This is a genomic window from Streptomyces sp. NPDC059142, assembly GCF_042755665.1.
Taxonomy (GTDB): domain Bacteria; phylum Actinomycetota; class Actinomycetes; order Streptomycetales; family Streptomycetaceae; genus Streptomyces.
This window is the reverse complement of the sequence record NZ_JBHZDA010000062.1, coordinates 32,759-44,260: the sequence shown is the minus strand read 5'-3', so window position 1 is coordinate 44,260 and position 11,502 is coordinate 32,759. Positions and strand designations below refer to the sequence as shown.

Genomic DNA, 11,502 nt, shown 5'->3' with positions numbered 1-11,502 from the left:
TTTTTTGTGGGTTGTGGGCCCCCCCCCCCCTTATCGTACAACTCATCACCCCCCCACGTTCACCCCCGCCAAATACCCGCCCCCCCCCCCGGGCCCGCGGGGGGGCCCCAAACCACGTTGGTCTCCGTACGGTGCCGGGTCGTCTTGGGTCATGCCCTCCGTCCCGCGCACATACGCGCGGGCACCGGTCGCGGCGGAGAGGGCGGCCCGGGGAGGTCAGGAGGCGATGAGGCAGCTGGTGAAGCCGTCGTGGGCGAGGGATCCGGACGCTCCACGCACGTTCTCCGGGACCTCCTGCTCGATGGCGAATCCGAGCTTCGGGTACTCGGTGACCCGCTGGAGATCACCGACGAGCATGTCCAGGACGAGCTTCTCGTCGCCGATGGACTTCACGTAGTCGTCGAACTCCAGCGGCTCGGATGCGCAGAGGATCTCGACGTCGGGCCACAGCTTGCGGGCGGTCGCGAACGATCGCCGTTCCATGTAGGGCGTGGAGACCAGCAGCACCGTCGTCGGGGTGATGCCGGCCTGCTGGACATGTCGGCCCTGCAGGATGTCTCTGGCGTGCTCGCCCTGGCCGCATCGCACCTCCTCGGCCCGAAGGCGAAAGCCGCTGAACGCGGCTGGCTGACCAAGGCGGTCGGCTCCCTGCTGCTTCTGGTCCGCCGGGCCCACACCTCCTGCCCGCCGACTGCCCCCAGCCGGGGGGGGCGCCACAGCCCGGGAAGCACCCGTCACCTGGAGACCGAGTCAGGAGGGCAACAGTGATCGAGCCGGTGCAGCGCTTCTTCTAGGCCCAACCCGAGTCCGTAGGGCAGGCAAGGGGAATTCACCTCCGCGTCTCCGAGCTGGTGGCGAACGCACTGGTCCACGCCACTGTCGCCGATCATGGATCCCTGGTCCGCCTCGGCACACGACAGCCTTCGTCCCCGCCCGAGCCCCGTCGAGCCACCGGCACCAACCTGTCCGGAGGCGGTCTGGCTCTCACGACCGCTCATCGCTGGAAAAGATCGTTTGGTCCTGCTCAAGATCGCAGGAAGGACGACCGCGTGAGCGCCCTCTTCTCTCCGACCGTCTTCAACACTGGCACAGGGAAAGGTCGACGGACCCAAACACCACACAGGTCTGTGGACCGAGTGCCGTACGCCTCCATCGGCTCTCCTACATGTCACATTCTCCCGAGAAAGATTGAGCACGTGCACGCACAACTCCTGCGACCGTCAGGGCCGTTCGAAGAAAACCGGACCCACCGCCCCTTATGCGGTGAGACATAGGTTCGACAGTCTGACAAAACGCCAAAATAAGGAGTTCGCGGCGTTAGACTCCCCACCCGATGGCGGCCAGCCACGAACAAGACGGAGGAAAAAGATGAGCGCGAGCGGGACCCGCACTTGCTCTTGGTGCGGTGTGGGAGGACACGACAAGCGGTCGTGTGGCGTCTCTCCCAACGCTGGTAGGTGCAGCGTGTGTCAGTACCACGGGCACGACAAGCGCAACTGTCCGAGCAAGTGAACGCAGGGCACCAGAAACCCTGCTCGTCGCCTTGGTTTCTCCTGGCCATCGCGGCACACAAGCTCTGGGGCTTCGATGGGCTTCAAGGTCCATAAGAGCGCGAAACGTGCCCGTTGAAGTTGCGGCAGAAGCAGGTTCCGGGCGTCTGCTCAGTCCGAGCGGGCTCCCGGACCGTCCATCCAGGACGACGCCGGAAATACCTTCCGCACCCAGCGCCGTCCCCTCGTCCATGTCGGTCGCTGCGCCTCAGGAGTCCCGGCTTCCGGGCTTCCGGGCACATCGAACACGGGCATTCATGCGCGCACGTTCGACTCCGTCCGAAAGGGGGGCCGCCCTAAGCGCTTCGTCACAGTTCAGGATGTTCCTGGCTGCCACCGGGCCCCCGAGCGGACAGTTGACACACATGACCGGGGTCACTCCTCACGAGTTCGAGTCCAGTGCCCTCCGTCACTGCGTTCCCCGGTCCCCACGCGCAGGTGGCGGGCCGCGCCACCGGCCTCCGCCCGGTTTCCGGCCGGGGGTGGCATCTATCCTCGCCGGGTGAGAACCACCAGTCGCACTCGCCAGCTCCGGACCACGCTGCGAAGCTGGGCGCTCCTGCCCGGTGGAAGTGGGGGCGCGGCCGGGAGACCGGTGGTGGTGCCTGTGCCTCGGGCGCCGTTGGTGTCGGCGCGGGCTGTGGATCTGGGGCTGGTGGGGGTCGTTCTGCTGTTCTCCGTGTGGAACAGCGTCCAGAATCCCTATCTGGGACCGGCCGGCCCCTGGGGGAATCCGGTGCTCGCCGTGGTGAGCGCGTTGCCGTTGCTCGTGCGCAGGCGGGCTCCCGAGCTGGTGCTCGGCGCCGCGCTGCTCGCCAAGGTCCTTCAGGTCTCCCCTTTCGCGACGCCCTTCGCCTTCTACGCGGAGGGGGCCTATCGCGGGCCGCACAGTCGCCTGGTCGTCTGGGTCTCTGCCGGTGTCGGGTTGGTGGTGCTCGCTCCCTGGGACGCGGCGGCCTGGTCCAGCCTCCGGACGGTGACGCTCTGGTTCGCGGTGAACTTCGTCTTCTCCTGCCTGGTGCCGCTGCTGCTGGGGCTGTACGTGGGTCAGCGGCGCGCCGTCGTCGCCGGTCTCGTCGAACGGGCGGAGCGTGCCGAGCGGGAGCAGCGGCTGGTCGCCGAGGCGGCGCGCGAACAGGAGCGGCGGCGCATCGCGGGGGAGATGCACGACGTGGTCTCCCACCAGGTGAGTCTGATCGTCGTACACGCCAACGCGCTGAGCGCGGTCACCCACGACCCGGAGGTGACGGGCGAGACCGCGGAGATCATCCGGACGGCCGGGCGGCGCGCCCTCACCGAGCTGCGGGAGATGCTGGGGCTGCTCAGGAACGGTCCGGACGCCGGGGCCGGGGAGCCGAGGGCGGCCGAGGGAAGCGACACCGCGCAGGACGGGTCAGGGGACGGGGCGCACGATCCCGCCGGGCGGGGGTCCGGCCCCGGTGCGGCCGTGGACAGGATCGCCGAGCTGGCGGACGGCTCCCGGACCGCCGGGCTGCCCGTCACCGTGAGCGTCGAGGGCACGCCCCAACGGCTGGCGGAGCCGGTGGAGCGTGCCGCGCACCGGGTCGTGCAGGAGGCTCTGACCAACGTGCACAAGCACGCACCCGGCGCCACGACGCGGATCCGTCTCGTGTTCGGTCCGCGGGCGGTGCGCGTCGGGGTCGTCAACGGGCCGCCCGAGCGACCCGCCGCGCCGGCCGACGACGGTGAGCCGCTGCTGCCCAGCGGGGGGCACGGGCTGATCGGTCTGACGGAGCGGGTCCGTCTGGCCGGAGGCACCATCGAGTCCGGGCCCACCGGGGACGGCGGCTTCCGTGTCGACGCCGCGCTGCCCGTGTCCGTACCGGGAACGGCCGCGACCGGGGCCTGACCGGTCGAGGACGTCGGCGTTCCGCCGAGGCGCCGGGCGGTCAGATCAGTCCGGCGTCGTGGGTGATCAGTGCGACCTGGGTGCGGTTGGCGGCGTCGAGCTTGGTCATGATCCGGCTGAGGTGGACCTTGACCGTGGACGGGCTCACTGCCAGGTCGGTGGCGATCTCGGAGTTGCTGCGGCCCCGCGCGACCGCCATGGCGACCTCGCGCTCGCGCGCGGTCAGCTCCGCCATCCGCGACCGTGCCCGCGGGGCGACCGCGCCCGTGGCGAAGGCGCCCAGCAGCTTGGTGGTGATACGGGGCGAGAGCATCGCCTCGCCGCGCGCGAGGACCCGTACCGCGTCGGACAGTTCGCGCGGCGAGCTGTCCTTGAGCAGGAACCCCGACGCGCCGTGCTGGAGCGCGGCGTAGACGTATTCGTCGACGTCGAAGGTGGTGAGCACCGCGACGACGGGGGGATCGGGCAGCGCGGCGAGCCGCCGGGCGACCTCCAGGCCGCCGACGCGGGGCATCTGGATGTCGGTGAGCACCACGTCCGGACGGTGCTCGGCCACCAGTTCCACCGCCGCCGAGCCGTCATCGCCCTCGGCGACCACCTGGATGTCCGGTTCGGCCTGGAGGATCATCCGGATGCCTTTGCGCACCAGCTTCTCGTCGTCGAGGAGGATCACCTTGACGGTCACTCACGCCACCTCCTTGTCCGTGTACGGGCGACATCGCCCGTACACGGTATCCGCCGTCCCCGGCCCGGCCGGCCCGCGGTGATCCGCCTGCCCGGCGCGCCTCATGGTCGTCCCCCGGTACGAGCCGGCCGCTGCGCCGTACGACTTTCGGGCAGGTCCACCCCGGGCACGGAGGGTGACGCGCCGAGGACACCCGCCGGAACACGATGGACGGCGTCAGGTCCGCCACGGGGCCGAGCGTTTCCCGTGGCGGACGGGAGTACGGGGCTTCCCCCGGGACAACCAGGAGGACAGATGATCAAGCGCGGCAGGGCGGCTCTGTGTGCGGTGGCGGGGGCGGTCACGCTCACCATGACCGCGGCACCGTCGGCATCGGCGATCATCGGGGGGCACGACGCCACCTCGCCGTACCCGTTCATGGTGAGCGTGCAGAAGGACGGCCACCACTACTGCGGAGCCTCCCTGATCAAGCGGGACTGGATCGTGACCGCCGGGCACTGCACGGTGGACATCGAGCCCGAGCAGCTCTCCGTACGGGTCGGCGACCACGACCGTACGAAGGGGGCGGCGGCGAAGGTCACCGAGATCGTCACGCACGAGGACTTCTCCTACGAGCCGTTCCGCGACGACGTGGCCGTCATGAAGCTGGACCACCCCGTGGACGCGCAGCCCGTCGACGTGGCCGCCGCGTCCCCGTCGACGGGCGCCGACGCCCGGATCCTCGGCTGGGGGATGACCTGCGAGGACGGCAGCGAGTGCCCGGACCCGCCGCTCCGTCTCCAGGAGCTGGACACCGAGGTCGTCCCCGACGACCGGTGCGGCGAGAACTACAACGCCGGGAACGAGCTGTGCACCGACAGCCCCACCGAGAACGCGCAGGCCTGCATCCTCGACTCCGGCGGGCCCATGGTCACGGGCCGTCCCGGTCGGTGGGAACTGGTCGGGGCGACCAGCCGCGACGGCGACGCCGATCCGAAGTGCGCCACCGGGCCCGGCATCTACACCGATCTGACGGCCCACCGCGCGTGGATCGAGCGGGCCACCGCGGAGTGACCGGCGACGGCACCCGCCGCCCGGACCAGGGCGGCGGGGCGGTGCTCTCCGGTGACGGCCGCGTGCGGGGATGAGAGCCCCTGACCGTGCCCCACAGTCCCACGGCCCTACAGCCCCACGGCCCCACGGCCTCACACGAGGAGCGGCAGGGATACGAGGCCCCGCGTCAGCCGTGTGTGCCGCCACTCCAACTCCGCCGCCGGAAGCGCCAGTCGGGCCTCGGGGAACCGGGACAGGACTCCCCTCAGGGCGAGTTCGCCCTCCGCGCGTGCCAACGGGGCTCCCACACAGCGGTGGATGCCGTGGCCGAAGGCGAGGTGTCCCGTGGCGTCGCGGTCGAGGTCGAGGTGGTCCGGGGCGGCGAACCGGGCGGGGTCCCGGTTGGCGGCGCCGGGGGCGATGAGCACCGGGACACCCGCCGGGATCTCGGTCCCCCCGAGCGTCAGCGCCTCCGTGCTGTGGCGGAACGTGGCGATACCGACCGGCGAGTCGAAGCGCAGCAGCTCGTCCAGGGAGCGGCCGAGCAACTCCGGTTCCTCCCGCAGCCGTTTCGACGACCCCGGGTGCTGGAGGAGCGCCAGGGCCGCGTTGCCGATGAAGTGGGTCGTGGTCTCATGGCCGGCCACCAGCAGGAGCACGCCGAGCGAGACGAGTTCGTCCTCGGTCAGCCCGTCCCCGGCGTCCCGTACGGCGATGAGGTCGTCCAGCAGGCTCTCGCCGGGCGAACGGCGCGCGGCGGCGACCAGGTCGGTCAGAAAGCCGGCGAGGGCGTGCGAGGCGGCGTCGGTCCGCCCGGGGTCCCCGGCGGAGAACAGCTCGCCCGACCAGGTGTGTACGAGCGGGCGGTCGGATTCGGGCACGCCCAGCATCTCGCACACGACGGTGACCGGCAGCGGGACGGCGAGGCTCGCGACGAGGTCCACCGGGCCGTGTTCCGGCCAGGCGTCCAGCAGTTCACCGACCAGGCGGGCGATGTACGGGCGCATCCGCGCGACCGCCCCGGTGGTGAACGCCTTCGTCACCAGCGCACGGAGCCGCGCGTGCCCCGGCGGGTCCGTGGACAGCATGTTCCGGGAGACGGCGGGGTGGAGGTCGCGCCGCGACGGCTGGCCGGCGAAGAACCGGGCGGTGTCCTTCGACAGCCGGGGATCGGTGAAGGCCTCCCGGGCCTCCGCGTACCCGGTGACGAGGTAGCTGTGGCGCCCTCCCGAGCCGGTGGGCACCTTCTGTACGGGGGCCGCGTCGCGCAGCTTCGCGTAGGTCGGATAGGGGTCGGCGAAGAACCGCGGGTCCTTCAGCGGGTCGGTCACGCCTGCGCTTCCCTTCCTGAGGTGGCCGGTTCACCGGCGAGCGTAGGCACGATCCCGCTCCGTTGGCAGGCGTGGGCGACCGGGAGCAGCCGTTCGGTCCCGGCCCGCGGGCCCCCGGCGCGCGCCGCCGTGCCGGGGTCGGGCGCGGCGGCGCGTGGGACGCACGCGCGCCCTCCCCGGTCCCGGTACGCGGTGTGCCGGGAGCCGCGGGCGCCCTACGCGTCGGCGAGCAGGGGGTCGTAGCCGGTCGAGCGGCGGCGGCCGGACATGAAGGAGAGGAAGTCCTTCACGAAGGCGCCGCGGGTGTAGCGCGCGTCGGCTTCTTGCATCGTGCGGCGGAAGGCGGTCCTGAACAGGGCGCGGTACTCGTCGGTGTCGATGGTGCCGTCGCCGTTCGCGTCGGTGACGTCGAAGAGCACTTCGGCGACCCTGATCAGCGCCGGGCCGGCCAGGGAAGGGGTGGCCGCCGCGTACTCCTCCTGGCTGACGCGGCCGTCGCCGTCGGTGTCCAGGGCTGTCTGGAGCTCCCGCCACCAGTCGGCGAACGCCTGGTAGAGCCGGGTCTCCTCCGGTTCGTCCAGATCGAGGCGGGTGGACAGTTCGCGGGCCATGGCGGCGAGATCGGGCCAGTCCAGATAGCCGTTGCCCGTCTGGTCCAGGACCTCGGTGAAGAACTCCTCGGCGCTCCGACGCGTGCCCGGGTCCCCGGGCCTTTCCGCAGGAGTGTGCTGTACGGGGAACGGGGTGATCAGGCGGAAGAGCGCGCCGGCCCGGTCCATCCGGTCGCGCAGGGCCGTGAGCGTCGCGGCGCCGGCGGTGTCGCCGTCCGGGGACAGGTGGAGCAGGTCGACGAGGTTCTCGGTCCTGAGCCAGTTGTCGGGGAGGTGGCGCGCCAGACCCGCGGCCACGTACGCGCCCTGCATCAGCGTCCGCGCTCCCGGGACCTCGGGCAGGCCCGCCCGGCGCCGGAAGGGTTCGGGGAGGGACGCCACCGTGACCGTACCGATGACCGGGCCCGCGAGCGCCCGGCCCGCCGCCCACACCGTGGGCAGGCCCTCCAGCAGAGCCGGCGCCGGGAGATGGTCGAAGAGCTGGTAGAGGATGATGCGCAGCGCCTCGGTGTTCTCCAGCTCCTCCTCGACCACCCGGTCGTAGTACGGCCAGAACTCGCCGAGGGTGGGCGGCAGATGACCGGCGTCGGGTCCCAAGACCGCCAGGAACGCCTGGAATTCGGCGTAGAGGCGTTCCATGGACGTCCGGTCGAGGGGCTGGCCGCTCAGCCGGCACATGGTGACGGAGCTCTCGAAGAGCGTCGCGACCACCCAGGCGCGGACCTGGGGGTCCATCGCGTCGTACGGCCGGTTCCGCTCGTCCGTACCTCTCAGCCGGGCGTGCAGACGGTTGAGGCGCGCCGCCTCCCGCTGCCGTTGGTGGTCGTCGGCGCCGAACATGCGCTGGAGGCTCACGAGGGTGTTGCGCAGCCGCCGCCACGGGTGCGCCACGAACGTCGAGTTGTCGGCCAGGGCCGCGCCGATCTGCGGATGGGCGGCCTCCAGCACCGTGGCCCTGACCACGGCCAGCGCCCAGCGCGGGTCGTTGAAGAAGCGGTGGAACTGCGAGTCGGGGCCGAAGAGGGAGCCGAGGGGCGCCTCGGCCCACGGCCCGGTGGCGTCGGCGGCGGACGCCTCGTGATCGCCGGCGATGGTGGTGGGGCTGGGGTCCGGGTCCGTCACGGTTGGGGTTCTCCGTTCGTGTACGGCGCCACGCCGCCGAAGCGGCGGTCGCGCTGCCGGTAGGCGCGCAGGCACTCCTGGAAGTGCGGCGCGCGGAAGTCGGGCCAGAGCACCCGCGGGAAGACCCACTCGGCGTAGGCCACCTGCCAGAGCATGAAGTTGGAGATGCGCTGTTCGCCTGAGGTCCTGATGACGAGGTCCACGTCGGGCGTGTCGGGGAAGGGCAGATGAGCGGCGAAGCACCGCTCGTCGACCGTGTCGGCCGCCACCCCGCTGCGGATGAGGGAGCGGGCCGCCTCGACGATGTCCCCGCGCCCGCCGTGGTCGAACGCCACGGTCAGCGTCATGCCCCGGTTCGCGCCGGTCAGCGTCGCCAGATCGGCGAAGTCCCGGGCCAGCGGGGCGGGGATCCTCGGGTCCGCGACGCCGAGGAAGCGGCAGCGGATGCCGCGCGCGTGCAGCAGCGCGGCGTGTTTGCGGACGACGCGGCGCACCAGCCCCATGAGGAAGTCGATCTCGCTGCTGGGACGCCGCCAGTTCTCGGTGGAGAACGCGTACAGGCTCAGCCACTCCACCCCGGCCGTCCTGGCCGCCTCGATGACGTCGATCACCGTGCTCTCGGCGGCGCGGTGGCCCGACGTACGGGGCAGGGAACGGCGCTCCGCCCACCGGCCGTTGCCGTCCATCACGCACGCGACGTGGCGTGGCACGTCTGCGGCGGATCCGCCGGGCGTCATGGGCGCGCCTCCGGCCGTGGCCACGGCCGTTGCCGTGGTCGTCGCCGTTGCCGTGGTCGTCGCCCTTGCCGTGACAACGCTCCCCCTCGGATCGACGGTCAGCACATCGACAGCCAGCACTCAGCAGAGTGCCGGTCCCCGGCGCCGGGCACAGCCCGATCCCGCCCCCTTCACCCGCAGCACGTCAGTCCGATTGCGCGATCGTCCTACGGGCCCACCGTCATCTCGGCCAGCACCGCGCGCACCGCGCGGTCCACCGCGTGCCGCGCCCGCTCGGCCGCCTCCGGGCCGGCGTCGTCCGCGGTCTCGAAACCGTGGTGGGCGAGGGGTACGTCGATCACCTCCACCCGCGCCCCGCCGCCCCCGGCGGCCGACAGGAACTCCTCGACCGTCGCCGCGATCTCCGGGCGCTCCCGGCCCACCCTGGTCAGCACGACGGGCAGGCCCCCGGCGGAACCGACCGCAGCCGCCGGGCGGAAGCGCGGCTCCACCGGCCCCCAGCCGGGGAGCGGCGCGAGGACGGGGTACGTCGCCGCCACGCACCGGAGCCACGGCGGCGGCGCCGCGAGCCAGTCCGCGAGCAGCAGCCCGCCGCCGGAGAAGAACCAGAGCGCGACACGCTCCCCGTCGACGCGCGGGTGGGCCCGTACGCGGGCGACCGCCTCGGCGACGTCCCCGGCGGCGCGGGCGTAGTCGGTCAGCCCGTGCAGCCGGTGGTCCACCGTGACGCCGACGGCCCCCAGGCTCGCCAGGTACCGCCCGTAACCGGTGAAGACCGGCCAGTCGCGCGGGGTGGGGCGGGTGCCGGCGGGCAGGGGGCCGCCGTGGACGAGGACGACCGCCGGGCGGGGCTCCTCGGCCCGGGGGAAGTACAGGGTGGTGCGGTCGGTACGTTCCCGGCCCCCGCCCGGCGCGTCCGCCGGAACGTCGAGGAGGAAGCGGCGCAGATGCGCGGGGCGTGCGCCCTTCTTCGCGGTCACCCGGTGCCCCTCGTCGGCCGCCGCCCGCAGGAGTACGCCGGCCAGCGCGTCCGGGACGGAGAGCATCGGCCAGTGACCGGTGTCCAGTTCGAAGAAGCCCACCTCGGGCCGGGCCAGCGCCTCGGAGCCCGGCAGTCCGTTCTCCACCAGCGTCTCGACCAGGGCGATGCCCGATCCGTTGGCGGTGCAGAAGATCCCGGTGGCCGGCAGCGCGGCGAGCGCGTCCGCGTGCGGCAGCCGCAGCGGCCGGGTGAGCGTGCCCAGCGGCTGAGGCGCGGCGAGCCGGGCCAGCCGTGCGAGCGCCGCCTCGGGGACGCCGTCCGTACCGCCCCAGCGCTCCGGCTCGTCCGGCGGCGGCGGGAGAACCCGCCAGTCGTCCCCGTCGCCGCCCTCTCTCCCCGCCGCCACCCGGTCGCGGACCGTCCGGTCGGGGGCGAGCGCGAGCGCCGTGTCGCCGTCCCGGGGCAGACCCGCGTCGAGGTGGACGATCCGGGCGACCCGCTCCGTACGCCGGTCGGCGGCGCCGAGCACCGGGTGGATGCCGTAACAGTGCCCGACCAGCACCAGGTCCCCCGGGCTCTCCGCCGCGGGGATGGAGTCGATCAGGTCCACCAGGTCCTGGACGTGCGTCTCCAGATCCGTGTCCGGGCCCGCGGCACGGCGGCGCTCGCCCATGCCCGTGAGCGTCGCCGCGTACACCTCGGATCCGGCCGCCCGGAGCGGCGCGGCCACCTCGTCCCACACCCAGCCACCGGTATGGCTCCCCGACACCAGCACGAACGTCGCCATGACCACCGCTCCTCCGATCGGTCCGCAGCGGCCCCCCGGGCCGCTTCCCGTACACCGGTACCGTAGGAACTCCCCCTGAGGGAGGTTCAAGAGGTGGACGACTCCCCGTGGAGCATCGGCGAACTGGCCCGGCGGGCGGGCGTCACCGTGAAGACCGTCCGCTTCTACTCCGACCGCGGTCTGCTGCCGGAGGCCGCCCGCAGCTCAGGGGGCCACCGCCGGTACGGCCCCGAGGCGCTGGACCGGCTCCGTCTGATCCGCTCGCTGCGCGCCCTCGACCTGCCGGTCCCCGACGTGGGCCGGGTCCTCGTGGAGGAGTCCGCGCTGGAGGACGTCGTCGCCGGGCGGCTGCGGGAGGTCGGCTCGCGGCTGACCGCGCTGCGCTGGCAGGAGGCCGCGCTCCAGTCGCTCCGCAACTGCCCCGTCGGGGAACGCGCCGAACGGCTGCGCCTCGTCGGCGCCGTGACCACCCCGCCCGGCACCACCGCGCTCGCCCGCTTCTGGCGCCGTGAACTGCCCGCGCGGCTGCCGGCCCGGCTGCGCGCCTCCATCGTGGACGCGGCGGTCCCCCCGCTCCCCCGGGATCCGACACCCGCCCAGGTCCTGGTCCTCGCCCGGCTGCACGCGCTCGTCACCGACGCGAGGCCGCCCGTCGACCACTGGCGCTCCCCGGCCGGGGGGGGCGGCGGGGGGGGCCGCCCGCCACAACGGGCCCCGCGCCCCCGCGCGCGCCCCCCCCCCGGCGCCCGCGGGGGGGGCGGCGGGGGGTCGGCCACTCCGGGCGCGCCGGGCCGC

At 73.0% G+C, this 11,502-nt stretch carries 8 protein-coding genes and 1 pseudogene; 3 read left to right on the top strand and 6 right to left on the bottom strand.

The genetic code is table 11. The features are described 5' to 3' along the window. Positions 1-216 precede the first annotated feature (216 nt). Positions 217-528 (bottom strand): annotated as a pseudogene (locus ACFXPK_RS21935) (YdcF family protein); the annotation flags it as partial. 1,620 nt (positions 529-2,148) lie between these two features. On the opposite strand from ACFXPK_RS21935, the gene ACFXPK_RS21930 reads away from it, so the two are divergent. Further along, positions 2,149-3,420, top strand: coding sequence for a sensor histidine kinase (locus ACFXPK_RS21930; protein WP_385077830.1), 1,272 nt, complete (start codon positions 2,149-2,151; stop codon positions 3,418-3,420). 40 nt (positions 3,421-3,460) lie between these two features. Here the strand turns inward: ACFXPK_RS21930 and ACFXPK_RS21925 are convergent, their stop codons facing one another. Beyond that, on the bottom strand, positions 3,461-4,105 hold the full coding sequence (locus ACFXPK_RS21925; RefSeq protein ID WP_385077828.1) for a response regulator: 645 nt from the start codon (positions 4,103-4,105) through the stop codon (positions 3,461-3,463). Between the two features lie 294 nt (positions 4,106-4,399). Here ACFXPK_RS21925 and ACFXPK_RS21920 point away from each other — a divergent pair, with 294 nt between their 5' ends. After that, a complete protein-coding gene (locus tag ACFXPK_RS21920) occupies positions 4,400-5,158 on the top strand; it encodes a S1 family peptidase (RefSeq protein ID WP_385077825.1) in 759 nt (252 codons plus the stop codon). Between the two features lie 131 nt (positions 5,159-5,289). Here ACFXPK_RS21920 and ACFXPK_RS21915 read toward each other — a convergent pair whose 3' ends face one another. The 4 genes from ACFXPK_RS21915 to ACFXPK_RS21900 form a co-directional block, all read right to left on the bottom strand. Further along, positions 5,290-6,468 (bottom strand): cytochrome P450, encoded by a 1,179-nt coding sequence (locus tag ACFXPK_RS21915; RefSeq protein WP_385077823.1) that lies wholly within the window; start codon positions 6,466-6,468, stop codon positions 5,290-5,292. A gap of 215 nt (positions 6,469-6,683) precedes the next feature. After that, on the bottom strand, positions 6,684-8,171 hold the full coding sequence (locus ACFXPK_RS21910; protein WP_385077843.1) for an oxygenase MpaB family protein: 1,488 nt from the start codon (positions 8,169-8,171) through the stop codon (positions 6,684-6,686). A gap of 26 nt (positions 8,172-8,197) precedes the next feature. Next, entirely contained in the window at positions 8,198-8,938 is a 741-nt protein-coding gene (uppS, locus tag ACFXPK_RS21905; RefSeq protein ID WP_385077820.1) for a polyprenyl diphosphate synthase, read from the bottom strand. A 206-nt stretch (positions 8,939-9,144) separates the two neighbouring features. Next, complete coding sequence (locus ACFXPK_RS21900) at positions 9,145-10,707, bottom strand: alpha/beta fold hydrolase (RefSeq protein WP_385077818.1); 1,563 nt, start codon at positions 10,705-10,707, stop codon at positions 9,145-9,147. 93 nt (positions 10,708-10,800) lie between these two features. Between ACFXPK_RS21900 and ACFXPK_RS21895 the strand changes: the two genes are divergently transcribed. Further along, on the top strand, positions 10,801-11,502 hold a 702-nt coding region (locus ACFXPK_RS21895), incomplete at its 3' end, for a MerR family transcriptional regulator (RefSeq protein ID WP_385077815.1).

Coding starts and splice junctions, on each gene's coding strand:
- ACFXPK_RS21920 (WP_385077825.1), top strand. CDS start 4,400: ATGATCAAGCGCGGCAGGGCGGCTCTGTGTGCGGTGGCGGGGGCGGTC.
- uppS (WP_385077820.1), bottom strand. CDS start 8,938: ATGACGCCCGGCGGATCCGCCGCAGACGTGCCACGCCACGTCGCGTGC.
- ACFXPK_RS21900 (WP_385077818.1), bottom strand. CDS start 10,707: ATGGCGACGTTCGTGCTGGTGTCGGGGAGCCATACCGGTGGCTGGGTG.